We start from the raw sequence: 16,186 nt of genomic DNA on the forward strand, positions 1-16,186 counted from the left end.
CAACGGCTCGCCGCTTACGCGGCAACCGCCTTTAGATGGGCAATTATACCATGCTGTAATGCGCAGGTCGCTGCGCGTTTTTTCTGTCTTTTGAAATCGGAATTGCTGCGCCCCGGTTCACCGCGCAAAAAGGCGGGGCGTTTTACAAATAATTGGATTGACAGGCGCGGAGAAAAGGCGGTCGTGTTGGAACAGTTTATTGTTCAGGGTGAAACACATCTCAATGGCGAAGTCACAATTAGCGGGGCGAAAAATGCTGCTGTTGCAATTATTCCAGCAACAATCCTGGCGCAGGGCAAGTGTGTGATCGAAAATATTCCCAATATCAGCGATATCAAAGTGCTTTTCCAGATTCTGCGGGCGCTTGGCGCGTCGGTGCAGATGCTTGACCGGACAACTGTGGAGATTGACACAACACATATTGTCGAACCGGTTGTCCCCTATGAGCTTGCGCGGTATATGCGCGCCTCATACTATCTGCTTGGCGCGCTTTTGGCGCGCTGCAACCGTGCGAGCGTATCCATGCCGGGCGGCTGCAATTTCGGCGTCCGGCCAATCGATCAACATATGAAAGGTTTTGAGGCCCTCGGCGCTGACGTTTCAATCGACAGCGGTATGATCAATGCGCATGCCGATCTGTTGCTGGGCGCACATATCTATTTCGATGTCGTTTCCGTTGGCGCGACCATTAATGTAATGCTTGCTTCTGTCAAGGCCAAGGGCATTACTATCCTTGAAAACTGCGCCAAGGAGCCGCATATTGTCGATCTGGCCAACTTTCTGAATTCAATGGGTGCTGATATCCGCGGCGCGGGTACGGACGTCATCAAAATTCATGGCGTCGATATCCTGCATGGAACCACCTATCCCATTATTCCTGACCAAATCGAGGCTGGCACTTATATGGTCGCGGCCGCCGCAACTGGCGGCGACGTTTTGGTTCGCAATGTGATCCCTAAGCATCTGGAGGCTATCACGGAGAAATTGGAAAAAGCCGGCGCGACCGTGATTGAATATGACGATTCCATCCGCGTAACGCGCACAGGCCCTCTGAGTAAGGTTAACCTCAAAACCATGCCACATCCCGGCTTTCCGACCGATATGCAGCCGCAGATGACAGCGCTGCTTTCAATCGCAAACGGGACAAGCATTGTAACAGAAGGCGTATGGGACAACCGTTTCCGCTATGTCGACGAGCTGCGCCGCCTGGGCGCGCAGATTCAAGTGGATGGAAAGGTTGCGGTCGTTGAGGGTGTGACGCAGCTTGCGGCGGCTCCTGTGCGCGCGGTTGACTTGCGCGCCGGCGCGGCGGTGTTGATCGCGGCGATGACCGCGCGCGGCGTCACAGAAATCGAGGATATCGAGCATATTGAGCGCGGCTATGAAAATATTGTGGAAAAGCTGACCGGCTTGGGAGCGGATATCCGAAAGGTTATTATTCCAGATAACGAGCTGCAGGCAGCATTGTAAGCACGGCGCAGCCGGCATGGACGGCAGCGCGTGTCCCGCCGTTTGCGGCGCAGCCAGCATGGACGGCAGCGCGTGTCCCGCCGTTTGCGGCGCAGCCGGCATGGACGGCAGCGCGTGTCCCACTGTTTGCGGCGCAGCCGGCATGGACGGCAGCGCGTGTCCCACTGTTTGCGGCGCAGCCAGTATGGACGGTAGCGCGTGTCCCACTGTTTGCGGCGCAGCCGGCTAAAGTTTTTCGCCGAGGCCTTTTTTCAAAAAGGCCGGGAAGTTTTTCGCCGAGGCCTTTTTTCAAAAAGGCCGGGAAGTTTTTCGCCGAGGCATTTTTTCAAAAGGGCCGGGAAGGAGGAACATGGCAAGGTTTTGTCCGCTGTTTTCGGGTTCAAGCGGAAACAGCGTTTATATCGCTTCGTCAGATTCGGCAGTGCTGGTTGACGCGGGACGTTCCTGCAAGCAATTGATGGCCGCCATGGACGCGCGGGGAATTGATCCGCGCGCGTTGCTGGCAGTGCTTGTCACGCATGAGCATACCGACCATATCAGTGGGCTACGCGTGCTGCTTAAAAAGCTCCGAATTCCTCTGTACGCAACAGCCGAGGTGCTTGAAAGGTTGCGATGGGACGGCGTGATTACGCCTGATCAGGAGGTGTTCGCTGTGGAAGCTGGCCGGCCGTTTTCAGTCGGTTCACTGCTGATCGACGGCTTTGATACGCCGCATGACAGTGTGCACAGCGTTGGGTATCGGGTGCAGACGCCTGACGGCCGCCGTGTGGCGGTTGCAACCGATATGGGCTACATAAGCGATGGGGTCGCCTCTATGCTGACAGGCTGCGATCTTGTCATGATCGAGTCGAATTATGAGACTGGGATGCTCAGTGTATGCGACTATCCCTATTATCTCAAGCGCCGAATCGCTTCAAACCTGGGACACCTTTCCAACGATGGCTGCGCTAGGGAGTTGACACGCCTTGTACGAACCGGGAGCACGCGCTTTATATTGGGGCATTTGTCGGAAAACAGCAATACGCCTGAAATCGCCTATCAATCCGCGCATTCTGCGCTGACACAATGCGGAATGCATGAGGGACGGGACTTTCTTTTACAGGTGGCCAGACGGTCCGCCCCGTCTGAAATGGTGACCTTATGATTGGGCTGCATATCGTGGCGGTTGGCAAGCTCAAGGAAGCATGGATGCGCGAAGGCTGCGCGGAATACATCAAACGCCTGGGACTGTGGAGCAGCGTCGCCATTACAGAGATCGACGAGGTGCGCCTCGGTAGCGATCCGTCCTCAGCGGAGATCGCTGCCTGTATCGAGAAGGAGGGCGTGCGGATTCTTGAGAAAATCCCGCGCGGTGCACGTGTGATTGCGCTGTGCATCGAGGGCGGACAGATGGCGTCTGAGGCGCTCGCGGCATATCTGGCTGACACGGCTGCGGGCGGGTGCGGGTCGTTTGCATTTGTAATCGGCGGTTCACACGGGCTTTCTGATGAAGTCAAACGCACGGCGTCTTTACGTCTGTCCATATCGCCTATGACGTTCCCACATCAATTGACGCGCGTGCTGCTGCTGGAACAGCTTTACCGCGCCTGCGCGATCAATGCTGGAACAAAATATCACAAGTAGAAGCTGTACCAATCGGGGGAAGTACATGGATTGGTGAGAAAACTTTTTTGTCTGGCAAGGAAGAAAAGCACAGGAGTTCGAGCTTTTCTGACACAGTCCAGACGGGAAATTTTCCACCAGGACATATACGTTCCTCGATTGGTACAGCTTCTCAAGGCAATGTCTGCAAAAGTTGGGGGCTGTTTATTTCTGTTTCTGTGCTTCCAGAATGGCTTGCAGACTTTTTCCATGTGGCCGGTTGAATCGGCGCAGATGGTAGAGCTGTTCAGGGTCCCCGGTGATGTAATTGAGTTTTTCTTCGCAGGTCAAAGCGGCCTGAAAGCCCATATCTTTAAGGATTGGCAGCGTGTCGGAACTGATCTGTCCAAATGGATAGGTGAAACATGTGGGTGCCCAGCCAAGGTTTTCCTTGCATTCCTGTTGGAGCTTCCCAAGATCCTCAATAATCAGATCGCGGTAAAGCGCCAGATTTTCCCCGGGTTTCCGTTTTGCGCCGTGACGCGCGCCATCATTATGATGCAGATCATAGGAGTGGTTTTGAATTTCTACAAGACCACTGTCGTGCATAGCTTTTAATTCATTCCATGTGGAATGGGAGTACCGGATGTGGTGGTCGTCAATTTGGGAATACTGGTCGGCATATGTTCCAACAACGGAGTAGACAGCCTTATACTGATACTCCTGTAGAATGGGATAGACATACTCATGAAAGCTTTCATAGCCGTCGTCAAATGTGATCATGACGGGTTTTTCTGGTAAAGGAGCGCCTTCCCTGACATAATTGATCAGATCTTGAATTACAATCGGTGAGTAGCCGCAATCCTTGAGGTACTGCATATCCATGCGGAATTCATCAGGGGAAACGGTGAATTGATTCAAACGCCCCGCTTCCTTAAGCACATGATGATACATGACAATTGGCAGTTCAATGCCGTCTGGGGCAGCCGCGTTTGTGGGAATGCTGCGTGCAAGATGCGCGGCGACGCCTCCTGCCGCGACGGCAAAGGCGAGCGCGACGGGGAGCAGCAGCTTATCAATGATTTTCATGCGCATTTCCTTCCTGTGTAGTCTGAATAAATTGTCTGTTGGAGACGCCATCGGCCTGGTATCTTGAATAGGCCCCTCTACGATTTTATGCAGGGCGCGCCTGTCCTTATGAGACGGACAGAACTGGGAAAAGAGTGTGTGTACGCTTTGGGTTGAAATGTGGTATAATAACCGCAGAGCGGTTATTATACACCTTATGGCCAGGGCGATACGCGGGCGCAGCCCGCTGCCGCCCCGATGGCCAATGATACCATGCCGCTTCGCGGACATGGTATAATAACCGCAGAGCGGTTATGCGGGTACCTTGTTTATGGCCAGGGCGATACGGCGATACGCCAATGTTGATGGCCAGAGTGATGACGCTATACCGCTTTGAAATCAGTCGCTGCGGCCATGCAATCTCCACTGCATGGTGCAATTCAGTAAAAGGATATTGAAAAAATTTATGAAATTTGAAGAACTTGGGTTGATTCAGCCCATCCTGCGTGCAGTACGTGACGAAGGATATGTGGAGCCGTCTGCAATTCAGAAACAGGCGATCCCGCCCGCGCTCGCAGGACATGACGTTTTGGGCTGTGCCCAAACAGGCACAGGCAAAACAGCCGCCTTTGCAATCCCGATTTTACAGAGATTGGACACACAGCGCGCTGGCTTAAAAACGCCCTGTGTGATCCGTGCGCTGGTGCTCACGCCAACTCGTGAGCTGGCGCTTCAAATCAGAGACAGCTTTCGGTCATATGGCCGGTATCTGCGTTTGCGTTCCACAGTTGTATTCGGCGGTGTGTCGCAGACGCCTCAGGTCGACGAACTGCGCCGCGGCGTGGATATTCTTGTTGCTACGCCTGGACGCTTAAATGATTTGATCGGGCAGGGAATCATAGACCTTTCCTCTGTGCGCGCCTTTGTGCTCGATGAAGCTGACCGTATGCTTGATATGGGATTTATTCATGATGTGGAGCGGGTGATTACCTATTTGCCGCATAAGCGCCAAACGTTGTTTTTTTCCGCCACAATGCCGGAAGCAATTATGCATTTGTGCGACCGAATCCTGACAGCCCCGGTCAAGGTCGCTGTCACGCCGGTTTCCTCGCCGGTCGAGGCGATCGAACAGCGCCTTTACTTTGTGGATAAGCCGAATAAGCGCCGGTTGTTGATTTATCTTCTGGAGGATGCCTCCATCGTATCGGCGCTTGTATTCACTTTTACAAAGCATGGCGCGGACCGTGTCGCGCGCGAGCTTGTGAAAGCTGGAATCAAGGCGCAGGCGATCCACGGTGATAAGAGTCAAGGCGCGCGTCAGCGTGCGCTGTCCGCATTTAAAAATGGGGATATCCGCGTATTAGTGGCCACAGATATCGCAGCACGCGGTATTGACATCGACGAATTATCACATGTATTTAATTATGATCTGCCCAATATCCCAGAGACATATGTGCATCGGATCGGCCGGACCGGCCGGGCGGGGCTGGGAGGTATAGCGATTTCATTTTGCAGCATTATGGAGATGGAGAACCTGGGCGTGATTGAAAAACTGATCGGCAAAAAAATTCCGGTGGTTAAGGAGCATCCGTATCCAATGCAGGTCTTTGAGACGCCGCCCAAGGAGGCGCGGCCACCGCGCCCTGCGCGTGCAGCGCGCGGCGGCGAGGCGCGCGCGCATATGGCGAAGCCAGGATCGGTGCGTCCAAAAGCCGCCCGGCGCGGCAAGAAAAAATAAAAATCCCCCCGCAAAGCGGGGGGATTTTTATTAGTTGTACGAAATTATGCTGCCGCCAGACGAACGGATCCTTCGGCCTCCTCGAGCGCCTGATTTCCGCTGCTGTTGAGATATTTGATGACTGCTTCATCCAAAGCACAGAATTCATTGACGATCGGCTTGTTAAGCATGGTATAATCGTCTCCGCCAACCGACATAAAATCGTTTGTTGCAACGAGATAGGTTTGTGTTTCAGAAAGGGGCCTGCCGTTGACAGTGATGGAAAGGATACGGCTTCCCTGTGGACGCGCTGGGTCGTAGGAAACCTCCATACCGGCAAACTGGCTCATACGTCCAAGCTGCTCAAGTGTTCCGTCTGCCTGATAACCCGGCAGCCCATGCTCGACGGCCGCACGCAGGTCTTTGCCAGTGAGTTTGATGGTTACAATGTAGTTGCCAAAGGGCAGAACATTCTGAACCTCACCTACCGTGATGGGCCCCTGATCGATCGACGCGCGGATTCCGCCGCCGTTGGTCAGCGCCACATCCGCGCCGGTTTCAGCGAGCATCGCGCTGGTAATCAGGCGGGAAAGATTGGTTTCACTGGTACGCACATGGGCGCGTTCGCCATCTAAAGCGACAGGCGTGGTGGCGACTACCTGGCCAAGCTTGCTTTCCTGGCCTTTTTTGATCGCGTCGATTGTGGCCTGGACAGCCGCGTCGGGCGCGATTTCATCCGCTGTATAATCTGAGGCGTTCAGCGGATTTGATTCGACAGTAACTGTCCCGTCAGGGGAAACCGTGATATCCACCATACCCAGATAGGCCATGTACTCCCCACAGCTTGCAATCACAGTGCCGTTGACCGCCTGATACTCATTGGGCGTGGAATGGCTGTGCCCATCAATGATCAGGTCAATCCCGTTCACCTTGGCGGCGACATTGGTGCTGACCGCAGTTCCGCTCTCCTGATCGATCCCCAGATGAGCAATGCAGATGATGACGTCTGCGCCTCGTTCTTCAAGCGCCTGTACCTGTTTTTTTGCTGTGGAAACAGGATCGGCAAATTTGACCTGCTTTACATTCAAGGGGTTGGTTTTATAGGCGGTTTCCGGCGTGGAAAGGCCAAAGACGCCAATCTTCACATCGCCAACGCGGTACATTTTGTTTGCAGTAAAGCCCTTTAGAACAGCGCCGGTGTCCTTATCCAATACATTGGCGCCCAATAGGGCTGTACCCGCATGGCGTGCGAGCGTCGAGGTACGGGACGCGCCATAATTAAAATCGTGATTGCCCGCAACCATTGCGTCATATCCAACCACGTTCATAAGCTGTGCGATGCTCAGGCCGCGATTGAGGGTCGCGAACGGCTGGCCGTGGAAGGTATCGCCGGCGTCGAATACCAACGTTTCATCCACACCCTGGGAATAGGTATCAACGAGCGATTTCATCCGCGCGTATCCAAATCCCGAAAGTGTCCCATCGTCGTTTGTCGACATGTCGTACCTTGAATGGACATCATTGGTGTGGAAGATCCGGATATGGGTATCTTCCTGCGCCGGGGTGGCAAACGCACCCAAGGAAAGGGTTCCCGCTGTCAGCAGCGCCGCAGTGAAACCTGCGAACAGGCGGGTCATTTTGGAACGATTCATACCTGCACCTCTTTTTCCTTCTGTAATTCAGCGGAAAATTGTACCGCTTGTCCTCTATTATACAATATTTATTTTGCAAAATCCACATATTTCCTAAAATATCGGGCGATTTTTATGTAATTTATTTGTGAGCGGCAAATCAAACAGAGGTTGAATAAAGCGCATAGATTCGAATAATTGCCCTTCGAATTCGCCCTCCTTGTGTGAATAAGCGCAGGGAGGGTGATCTATTGTAGGGAGCTGCATCAAAGCGGCATCCCAAAACGGGCGATGCTTTGCCAAAAGTAAAAAGCGTTGAAACCATATGGTTTCAACGCTTTTTACTGTGGAGCGGGTTACGAGGCTCGAACTCGCTACCTCCACCTTGGCAAGGTGGCGCTCTACCAGATGAGCTAAACCCGCGAATGGTGCCTTCGGTCGGAATCGAACCAACGACACGAGGATTTTCAGTCCTCTGCTCTACCAACTGAGCTACAAAGGCGTAAGCACTGGCAAAGCTTATAGAAGAAAGATGGCGACCCGGATGGGGCTCGAACCCACGACCTCTAGCGTGACAGGCTAGCGTTCTAACCAACTGAACTACCGGGCCCTATTGGTGGGAACTACAGGGCTCGAACCTGTGACCCTCTGCTTGTAAGGCAGATGCTCTCCCAGCTGAGCTAAGCTCCCACATTTGCCTTTTGGATGTGGCATCCACAAGCGACGAGATTTATTATACTATGCCTGTCCGGAAAAGTCAACCATTTTAAATAGATTTTTTTAAAAATCTACAATTTTTAACCCAAAAACTGTAACATTGAAAAATGCACTGTGAAGGGACGGATTTTCTGAGGAGGCAGGCGAATGATTGCGCCCCTGTCCGCACACACTAAAGGCAGGCGGCGCGCAGCCATTGCCGCCGAAATTTTTTCAGGGAGGCGCGCAGAATGCATGCGTTCGAAAAAAATAGATATATCCATCCCGAGGGTCCAGGCCGTAAGATCCTGCATGGCAATTACGCGCGGATTGACCCGAACGCGGAGGTTACAAGCGCTTTTATCAATCAGGCCATTTCCCAGGCCGAGGGGTACCGAAATGGGGCTCCCATCGTCGATGAGGATGATGTGATCCGCGCACGCAACTGGGTGAATGAAAACAAATTGTAAAAAACCGGCCGGATATTCCGGCCGGTTTTTATTTCCAGGCTCGAATATCGGGTGGCCCTAAGGCTTGTTTGAAAATAAAAAAATTCAGAAATTTTGATTTTTCAAACAGACCTTAGTCAAATGCCAAAAAAGGGCGGAGATTTTCGAGCGTCTGTTCCCCGATCCCTTCAATTTCCAAAAGCTGTTCCGGCGTACGGATACGGCCGAAACGGGCGATATACTCCCGGATCGCCTTTGCCCGTGCCGGACCGATGCCTGGCAACTGTGTCAATTCCTCCTCCGAGGCTGTGTTAATGTGTACAACAAGCCCTTCAAGCTCAGGATACGGGTTGAGAATGGGCGCGGGAGTAAAACGGATTGAAGCGGGAACTTCGGGCAGGGCGGAAGCAACGCCATACCATATGAGCGCAGCGGTCAGAACAAGCGCCAGAAACCCAACCGTTCCATATCCGATTTTCCAGCGCGCACCGTTCTTTTTCCGCATGACGAGTGATCCCCTTGCAGCTATTTTGTCGAATTCAGCATATCACAAAACCGCGCGGATGTCACGCGATATACAGCAGCACAAGAAAATAATGGCAGACGCTTCCCGCGATTACAAACAGATGGAACAGCTCATGAAAGCCAAATCGTTCGGACAGGTTGGGACGCCCCACCATATAGATCAGTCCGCCGGCAGTGTAAAGCAGCCCGCCGGCCGCAAGCAGCGCGACAGCCGGAACCGGCAGCGCGGCGAGCGCGGGCAGGTCAATTGCGATGGCCCATCCGAGCAGCAGGTATAATGTAGTGCCAAGCCAGCGCGGCGCATTGATCCAACAAAGCTTCATAACAATGCCGGCCAGCGCGACGGCCCAGATGACCGCGGTGAAAACCGCTCCATGCGGAGCGGGCAGCAGCGTGAGCAGCAGCGGCGTATAGGTACCGGCGATCAGCACATAAATCATCGCATGGTCGAGCTTGCGCAGTACGACCAACACGTTGGCGGCGGCGCGCGAAAAGTGGTAGACGCCGCTGGCGCTGTAAAGCGCAATCAGCGACAGGCAGAACAGGATACAGGAGACAGCATTGAGCGGGCTTTGCTCCGATGTCAGCATCAGTTCAATCACCATGGCTGCCAATCCCACCAATGACAGAGCCGCACCGATAAAATGGGTATAGCTGCTGATGGGATCGCGGGCCCTTTGAAAGATTCTGGGCATAATATACACCTCTGAAATGTATTATATAGTTTTAATAACTACTTTATATAATTATTATAATGCAAATAATTGAAAAATCAATAGAATATTGCGGTTAATAATGATTTTATATATAATAGATACAATAAGAGCTGGAGGCGATCCGATGAAATCGTTTGATGAAATTCTGGAACAGGCATTCGGGGACGCCGACTTACAGGCTTCCGAAGTGCCTCGTATTGATCTGTATATGGATCAGATTCTGACTCTGGTCGATGAGGGGCTTGCGCGCAACAAGCGGCTGCCGGGCGACAAGCTGCTGACAAAAACGATGGTCAACAATTACAGCAAGGAACGCCTTATTATGCCCGTTCGCGGCAAAAAGTATTCCCGCGGCCAGGTGATGCAGCTATTGTGCATCTTAACGCTCAAGCAGCAGCTCGCGCTTTCCGATATCAAAAAGCTTGTTTCATGCGGTCAGGACGAAATGGATTTTGAACGTGCATATACACAGGCGCTTTTGATGAAAGACCGTCTGCGCGGGCGTCTGCCTGAACTGCTGCGCGAGCTGGTCCAGCCAGACGGTGAAATGCCCGGCGCGCGTGAGGCGCTTCTGGCGCGTTCGCTTGCGCTTTGCGCAGCGGCCACGCAGCTGCGCCGCGTGTGCGAGGGGCTGATCGATTCCTGGCAGGAGGATGAAAACATATAAAAGCGGCGGCCAAAAGGGCCGGACGGCAGCGCCGTCCGGCCCTTTTGGCCGCCGCTTTTTCAGCGGACACTGTCCGATGCTTTGGACAGATACGTTTTCTTGAACGTTTTGAGCGTGAATACGCCCGCACACGAAGGACAGACGAGAATGCGGCGTCCATCCCGGCGCAGAAAGCGCAAGCCACAAAAGGCCGCGTCGCGCTGCACGTGAAAGACGGACATTTGCCCACGCTGCCCGCAGCGCGGGCAGCAAATATTGACTGTTGCCGATGGTACTATATTTGTATGGATACTGAATATATTTTTTGGGAACATGAACGTCACCTTTTACGCCGTTTTATGCGGCATGGACAAAGTTAATTTTTGAAAAATTTAATAAAGCGGTCGCCGCCTGTTTACCAGTTTATACAAAATGTTGAAAATGTCAATGGTGATCACGGAAAGTTTTTCCAGGCTATTGACCTGCCGGTGCGGAACGTGTAAAATTATGACGAATGCTTGCGAGAAGGAGTCGAACGCATGAAAAAGGTTTTGAGCGTGATATTGTCGGTGTTGATGCTGGCGGCGGCCGGATGCGGCCAAATTGCCGCGGGCTCGCCGTCCGGCGGGGAAGAAACGCCGGTTATGCTGAACCGTCCGGAACACACGAGCGTATACGGCGTGGAAGCGCCCGACAGCCGCGACAGGGACGCGCTCGGCGGCGCGCAGACCGCGGTGCTTTCCTCTGCGGTTGACGGCGAGGTGCGTGGGGTGTGGATTTCTTATCTGACGCTGGAGCCGATGATCAAGGGGAAGACACAGGCGCAGTTTGTGAAAAATATCGGGGATGCGTTTGATCAGGCGGCCGGCTTTGGGTTTAATACGGTATTTGTCCATGTGCGGCCCTTTGGCGACGCGCTTTATAAGTCCAATTATTTCCCCTGGTCCCGTTATCTGACAGGCGAGGAGGGGCGCAACCCCGGCTACGACCCGCTGGAGTTGATGGTTTCGCTCGCGCATGAACGCGGGCTGCGCATCGAGGCGTGGATCAATCCGTACCGGGTGCGGCTCGACGACAAGCCCATGTCGGCGGACAACCAGGCGAAAAAATGGCTGGCCAGCGGCAATGACGGCGCGCTCATGTGGAACGGCGGCGTCTACTACAATCCCGGCAGTGCCGCGGCGCGCGGGCTGATTGTAAACGGCGTGCGGGAGATTGTGGAAAATTACGACGTTGACGGTATTCATTTTGACGATTATTTTTATCCGACCACGGATTTGACGTTTGACGCGGCGGCCTATCAGGCGTCCGGCAGCCGCCTGCCGCAGGCCGACTGGCGGCGGGAAAACGTCAACAAGCTTGTGCGCGACGTCTACGCCGCTGTGAAGAAGGCCAATCCCGACTGCCTGTTCGGCATCAGCCCGCAGGGCAATGTGGACATCAACTACAACGGCCAGTTTGCCGACGTGCGCACCTGGGTCTCCGAGCCGGGATATGTCGATTATATCTGTCCGCAGATTTACTACGGTTATCGCAACGGTACGGCCCCTTACGCGGAAACGGTCGCGCTGTGGGACAATATGATCAAGGTCGATTCGATCAAGCTGTATGTCGGGATCGCCGCCTATAAGGTCGGTACAGTCGATACCTGGGCCGGTGGCGGAAAGAACGAATGGATCGATACGACCGATATCCTTGCGCGCATGGTCAAGACGGCCCGCAAGGCGGAGCACTACGGCGGCGTTGTGATCTACAGCTACGAATCGCTGTTCGGCGATGTGTCTGAGCAGATGAAGATCGAGCGCAGCAATCTGAAAAAAGTATTTTGATATGGCTGATGAGACGGGGCGCGAGCTGCCCGCCTTTTTAAAGGCGGACGCCTCCGGCCCGTCTGCGCCATGCATTGCCGCGGCGCGGCGCGGATTTAAGAAGCCCGGCGGAGCAGCTCGCCGGGGCGGGGAGGCAAGCTGTGTTTAAAGACGCCCCCAATCGAAAAAAACTGATTCTCGTCCTGTCGGCAGTGTTCGTTTCCCTGACGCTGCTGACGGGCGTTTTGGCTTCTCTGAGCGGTCCGCTCACGGAGTTTGCGCAGGGGCCGGCGCAAAGCGGAAGCTCCGAGCATCCGGCGGATCAGCCGGGCGGCGGCGAACAGGGGACGGATGGTGAAATCTTTGAACAAAGCGGGCCGCCGGCGGATTCTTCACAGGCGGACGAGCTGCCGGACATTTCCGCGGAGGACCCGGATCCGGCGCTGGACGCGTCGTCCGCGCCGCAGGATATGGCCGGGGAGACGGAGGCGGACAGTCCGGATGACGGGCAGGCGGACGAGCCTGTCTATTTCAACGTGCCGGCCGAGATGCGCGGCGTGATGATCTCCGCGGGGACCGATTATCTGACAAACGGGACGGATGTGAGCGCGCAGGAGCTTGCCGCGCAGCTTGACGAGGCGCTTGCCGCCGCGCAGCAGCTCACGATGAACACGGTGATCATCGACACGCAGTACGGCGGCAGCGTCCTGTTTGAGAGCAGCGCGCTGGAGAGCGCGCCGCTTGGGCTTGACGTGACGGAGTACCTCTGCGCAAAGGCGCGCGACATGGGTTTTTACGTCTATGCGACATATGATGTTTCAAACCGTTCGGGCGGAGAAGGGCTGACCGCCAACGGCGCGGCGCTTGACGACCTGGCGGAAAATATCGGCGCGTTTGCCGAAGCGTACAAACCAGACGGCATCCTGCTCGACGGTTATGAATGCGCGGACAGCGCGGCCGCCTATGCAGGTTATCTGCAAAGCGGCGGCGGTATGGGCTATGAAGCGTATCAGCGCCAGGTCCCGCGCGCGCTGCTTGAGACGGCGGCCGCTGCGGTGCGTAAGCGCGCGCCGGGCGTGCAGGTTGGGCTTTATGCGCAGGCGGTCTGGCAGAACAGCAACGCCGATCCGGACGGCTCTGACACGAAATCTGAAACGACGGCCCTCGGTACGGGCAACGCGGATACGCGCGCCTTTGTAAAGGATGGGCTGTTCGATTTCGTGATGGTCAAAAACTACGGCTCCACGAACGAGGAGACGGCGCAGTTCGGCGTTGTCGCGGCGTGGTGGGCCGGCGTCGTCGACGGTATGGATACAAAGCTCTATATGATGCACGCAGCCGACCGCGTTGGGACGCAGTCGGTCGGCTGGACGGTCTATGAGCAGCTTACAGCGCAGATCATCCGCCTTGAGGAGGCGGGCGGCAGTTCCGGCAGCGCGTTTAATTCGCTCTCGGCCCTGCGAAGCGACCCGGGCGGCAGCACCACGACGCTGATTCAATATTTAAACGACGAGATCAACGAGCAGTGGGTGCTCACGCAGCTCGCTGTTACAAAGCCGGCAGAGCTGACCTTTACAACACAGGAGCAGACAGTCACCTTCCAGGGCGCCTCCGACCCGCAGGCGGACGTAACGATCAACGGGGAGAAAATCCCGACGAATGAGAGCGGCTACTTTACAATCCGCGAGGATCTCAAGGCGGGGTTGAACACCTTTACAATCGAACACAAGGGCAAGAGCCTGACTTACAATATTACGCGCATCGTACAGGTCATCAAGGAGGTCAGCCCGACGGGGAAGATCTCTGTCGACGGCGGTATGCAGGTGTCCGTCACCGCGTTGGCGTATGAGGGCGCGCAGGTGACGGCGAGTGTCGGCGGGCAGACAATCCAGCTCTCCGAAACAAAGGACGACACGGACGGGGCCGAGCGCGATTCGGGCTACCGGCTGTATGTCGGCGTATTTACAGCGCCGAGCGCGTCGGCGACCGCGACCTCGATGGGGAATATCACCTTTACCGCCACGGTCCAGGGAGAGACGCAGACGATGCAGGGCGCGTCCGTCACGGTCAACAAGCTCGCTGTGATGGGCGACGGCGCGGTTGTTTATGTCACTGCGGACCAGGCCGAGACGTTCCCGACTGACACGCTCAACGACAACTCGAATCCGAACTATTTCCCGCTGCCGCAGGGAACGGTCGACAAGACATATGGCGATGAGATTGTTTATAAAAACGGCAGCGTGACAAAGACGTATTGGAAGCTGGAATCGGGCGTGCGCGTTTATTCCTCCGATATCAAGGCGAGCGGGGGATCCATGCCGGATCAGAACGTTATCTCCGATATACGCATCAGGACGTCTGGTTCGTATACGACCGTCACGCTCGATATGACGCAGAAGGTTCCCTACAAGGTGGAGTACGACGGCGGCCGCCTTGTGTTCCGGTTCCAGTATACGTCCGAAACGCCTGGTTCCGCCGATGGAAAGGGTATCTTTGAGTCCGCCTCATGGGATGGGTCAAATCTGGTGCTGAAGCTTAAAAAGGCGGGCGGTTTCATCGGATACAGGGCGTATTATGAGGGCGACAGCCTGAACCTGCGCTTTCACAACTCCCCAGGCGGTCTTTCAGGGGCGCGGGTGGTCGTGGACCCGGGACACGGCGGAAACGATCCGGGCGCGGAGGGCTTCTATCCGGGCAAGGACGAGGCGGATATCAACTATGCGATCTCTGAAAAGCTCGTTGCGAACCTCAAGAGCCAGGGCGCGTCCGTGCTGATGACGCAGCCCGGTTCCACAATGGCCACGCGTCTGGCGGCCGCGCGTTCTTTCAATGCGCAGGTGCTTGTCAGCGTCCACAGCAATACCGCGCAGAACAGCTCGGCCAAGGGGACGGAGGTTTACTATTTCTATCCGTTTGCCAAACAGCTCGCAGCCAATATCTCCGCGAATGTGGCGTCGGCGCTTGGCACGGATAACCGTGGCGCGAAAGCCGGGCTTTACTACATGACGCGCGAAAGCCAGTTTGCGTGCGTTCTGGCTGAGATCGGATTTTTGTCAAACGACGACGAGTATACGAAGATGATCAATTCCAAATATCAAAACCGCATCGCCGAAGCGATCGCCAACGGCGTGAGCGCGTATCTGGGGGGGACAAGCTCCGGATATTACGGCTCCGACGATGAGGAGGACGAGGACGCCGGCGGCGGTGACGAGGGCGGCGACGCGGTTGAAAGCGTATCGCTCGATCGCGAGAAGCTTTCGATGCGCGTGGGCGAGACGTATCAGCTCGAAGCGGTCGTCCGCCCGCGGACCGCGGAAAACAAGGACGTTACATGGGAGTCGGACGACGAGGATGTCGTTGAGGTATCGTCGTCCGGGGAACTGACTGCTGTCGGTGAGGGCGAAGCGCAGGTCACTGTTACAACGGACGACGGCGGCAAGACGGCGGCCTGCACCGTCAAGGTGCGCGGCGACAGCTCAGACGATGAGCAGGACGGCGAGCAGGCCGAGCCGGAGGAAGGCGTGCTTGTGGAATCGATTTCCATTTCCGGCCCGGACGAGCTGGAGGCGGGCGGCTCCCGCGGCGAATACACCGGCGAGGTGTCGCCGGCCAACGCCGAGGACCCCGGCATCAAGTGGAGCGTAAGCGATCCGGATATTCTGGAGATCTCAAAGATCAGCGACGACGAGCACACGGTATATGTTGAGGGGCTCCGGGAGGGCACGGCGTATCTGATTGCCGAGGGCTATAACGGCAGCGAGGCTGTGGAAAGGTTTAAAATCCGCGTTGTCTCGTAGCGGGCATGTATGCAGGATATTTTCTTATTGCGTCTGCTTACAAAGTTTGATATAATAAATGAGAAAAATTTGTTTATTTTAC

The 16,186-nt window shown here is 55.3% G+C and carries 13 protein-coding genes and 4 tRNA genes; 9 read left to right on the plus strand and 8 right to left on the minus strand.

All coding sequences use genetic code 11. The features are described from left to right. Positions 1-186: 186 nt before the first annotated feature. The 4 genes from FMM72_RS11580 to FMM72_RS11595 all read left to right on the plus strand — a co-directional run bounded on the left by FMM72_RS11580 (position 187) and on the right by FMM72_RS11595 (position 3,093). Entirely contained in the window at positions 187-1,470 is a 1,284-nt protein-coding gene (locus FMM72_RS11580) for a UDP-N-acetylglucosamine 1-carboxyvinyltransferase (protein WP_160211048.1), read from the plus strand. Positions 1,471-1,486: 16 nt separating this feature from the next. Beyond that, on the plus strand, positions 1,487-1,699 hold the full coding sequence (locus FMM72_RS11585) for a hypothetical protein (RefSeq protein WP_162221518.1): 213 nt from the start codon (positions 1,487-1,489) through the stop codon (positions 1,697-1,699). Between the two features lie 120 nt (positions 1,700-1,819). Beyond that, positions 1,820-2,614 carry an MBL fold metallo-hydrolase gene (locus FMM72_RS11590; protein WP_160211049.1) on the plus strand — a complete coding sequence of 265 codons (795 nt, stop codon included), beginning with the start codon at positions 1,820-1,822 and terminating at the stop codon, positions 2,612-2,614. Beyond that, positions 2,611-3,093, plus strand: a complete 483-nt coding sequence (locus tag FMM72_RS11595) for a 23S rRNA (pseudouridine(1915)-N(3))-methyltransferase RlmH (RefSeq protein ID WP_162221519.1) — start codon at positions 2,611-2,613, stop codon at positions 3,091-3,093. Before FMM72_RS11590 ends, FMM72_RS11595 begins: the two co-directional genes overlap by 4 nt. 183 nt (positions 3,094-3,276) lie before the next feature. Here the strand turns inward: FMM72_RS11595 and FMM72_RS11600 are convergent, their stop codons facing one another. Continuing rightward, positions 3,277-4,140, minus strand: coding sequence for a polysaccharide deacetylase family protein (locus FMM72_RS11600; RefSeq protein WP_243151750.1), 864 nt, complete (start codon positions 4,138-4,140; stop codon positions 3,277-3,279). 445 nt (positions 4,141-4,585) lie between these two features. Here FMM72_RS11600 and FMM72_RS11605 point away from each other — a divergent pair, with 445 nt between their 5' ends. Beyond that, positions 4,586-5,857: a DEAD/DEAH box helicase gene (locus FMM72_RS11605; protein ID WP_160211052.1), complete on the plus strand. Its 1,272-nt coding sequence runs from the start codon at positions 4,586-4,588 to the stop codon at positions 5,855-5,857. A 44-nt stretch (positions 5,858-5,901) separates the two neighbouring features. On the opposite strand, the gene FMM72_RS11610 is transcribed toward FMM72_RS11605, so the two are convergent. The 5 genes from FMM72_RS11610 to FMM72_RS11630 all read right to left on the minus strand — a co-directional run bounded on the left by FMM72_RS11610 (position 5,902) and on the right by FMM72_RS11630 (position 8,157). Continuing rightward, entirely contained in the window at positions 5,902-7,488 is a 1,587-nt protein-coding gene (locus FMM72_RS11610; protein WP_160211053.1) for a bifunctional metallophosphatase/5'-nucleotidase, read from the minus strand. Positions 7,489-7,814: 326 nt separating this feature from the next. Further along, positions 7,815-7,890: transfer RNA gene (locus tag FMM72_RS11615), tRNA-Gly, on the minus strand. 3 nt (positions 7,891-7,893) lie between these two features. Continuing rightward, positions 7,894-7,969: transfer RNA gene (locus tag FMM72_RS11620), tRNA-Phe, on the minus strand. Positions 7,970-8,000: 31 nt separating this feature from the next. Further along, positions 8,001-8,077 (minus strand) — tRNA-Asp (locus FMM72_RS11625). 4 nt (positions 8,078-8,081) lie between these two features. Further along, a tRNA-Val gene (locus FMM72_RS11630) sits at positions 8,082-8,157 on the minus strand. 257 nt (positions 8,158-8,414) lie between these two features. Between FMM72_RS11630 and FMM72_RS11635 the strand changes: the two genes are divergently transcribed. Then, entirely contained in the window at positions 8,415-8,633 is a 219-nt protein-coding gene (locus tag FMM72_RS11635; RefSeq protein WP_162221520.1) for a hypothetical protein, read from the plus strand. 112 nt (positions 8,634-8,745) lie between these two features. On the opposite strand, the gene FMM72_RS11640 is transcribed toward FMM72_RS11635, so the two are convergent. Both FMM72_RS11640 and trhA read right to left on the minus strand, forming a co-directional pair. Next, the gene (locus tag FMM72_RS11640) at positions 8,746-9,117 is read right to left on the minus strand and encodes a ComEA family DNA-binding protein (RefSeq protein ID WP_160211055.1); all 372 of its coding nucleotides are present in this window, start codon (positions 9,115-9,117) and stop codon (positions 8,746-8,748) included. A 61-nt stretch (positions 9,118-9,178) separates the two neighbouring features. After that, complete coding sequence (trhA, locus tag FMM72_RS11645; RefSeq protein WP_162221521.1) at positions 9,179-9,832, minus strand: PAQR family membrane homeostasis protein TrhA; 654 nt, start codon at positions 9,830-9,832, stop codon at positions 9,179-9,181. Between the two features lie 145 nt (positions 9,833-9,977). Between trhA and FMM72_RS11650 the strand changes: the two genes are divergently transcribed. The 3 genes from FMM72_RS11650 to FMM72_RS11660 all read left to right on the plus strand — a co-directional run bounded on the left by FMM72_RS11650 (position 9,978) and on the right by FMM72_RS11660 (position 16,104). Continuing rightward, entirely contained in the window at positions 9,978-10,520 is a 543-nt protein-coding gene (locus FMM72_RS11650; RefSeq protein WP_162221522.1) for a DUF1836 domain-containing protein, read from the plus strand. A 518-nt stretch (positions 10,521-11,038) separates the two neighbouring features. Continuing rightward, positions 11,039-12,328, plus strand: coding sequence for a glycoside hydrolase family 10 protein (locus tag FMM72_RS11655; protein ID WP_162221523.1), 1,290 nt, complete (start codon positions 11,039-11,041; stop codon positions 12,326-12,328). Between the two features lie 140 nt (positions 12,329-12,468). After that, positions 12,469-16,104 (plus strand): N-acetylmuramoyl-L-alanine amidase, encoded by a 3,636-nt coding sequence (locus FMM72_RS11660; protein WP_162221524.1) that lies wholly within the window; start codon positions 12,469-12,471, stop codon positions 16,102-16,104. Positions 16,105-16,186 lie beyond the last annotated feature (82 nt).

The organism is Anaerotruncus colihominis, from assembly GCF_010206195.1.
Taxonomy (GTDB): Bacteria; Bacillota; Clostridia; order Oscillospirales; family Ruminococcaceae; genus Anaerotruncus; species Anaerotruncus colihominis_A.

Bases quoted from the DNA above. Each gene is read 5' to 3' on its own strand.
- FMM72_RS11585 (WP_162221518.1), top strand. From the start codon at position 1,487: ATGGACGGCAGCGCGTGTCCCGCCGTTTGCGGCGCAGCCAGCATGGAC.
- FMM72_RS11590 (WP_160211049.1), top strand. From the start codon at position 1,820: ATGGCAAGGTTTTGTCCGCTGTTTTCGGGTTCAAGCGGAAACAGCGTT.
- FMM72_RS11595 (WP_162221519.1), top strand. From the start codon at position 2,611: ATGATTGGGCTGCATATCGTGGCGGTTGGCAAGCTCAAGGAAGCATGG.
- FMM72_RS11600 (WP_243151750.1), bottom strand. From the start codon at position 4,140: ATGAAAATCATTGATAAGCTGCTGCTCCCCGTCGCGCTCGCCTTTGCC.
- FMM72_RS11605 (WP_160211052.1), top strand. From the start codon at position 4,586: ATGAAATTTGAAGAACTTGGGTTGATTCAGCCCATCCTGCGTGCAGTA.
- FMM72_RS11610 (WP_160211053.1), bottom strand. From the start codon at position 7,488: ATGAATCGTTCCAAAATGACCCGCCTGTTCGCAGGTTTCACTGCGGCG.
- FMM72_RS11635 (WP_162221520.1), top strand. From the start codon at position 8,415: ATGCATGCGTTCGAAAAAAATAGATATATCCATCCCGAGGGTCCAGGC.
- FMM72_RS11640 (WP_160211055.1), bottom strand. From the start codon at position 9,117: ATGCGGAAAAAGAACGGTGCGCGCTGGAAAATCGGATATGGAACGGTT.
- trhA (WP_162221521.1), bottom strand. From the start codon at position 9,832: ATGCCCAGAATCTTTCAAAGGGCCCGCGATCCCATCAGCAGCTATACC.
- FMM72_RS11650 (WP_162221522.1), top strand. From the start codon at position 9,978: ATGAAATCGTTTGATGAAATTCTGGAACAGGCATTCGGGGACGCCGAC.
- FMM72_RS11655 (WP_162221523.1), top strand. From the start codon at position 11,039: ATGAAAAAGGTTTTGAGCGTGATATTGTCGGTGTTGATGCTGGCGGCG.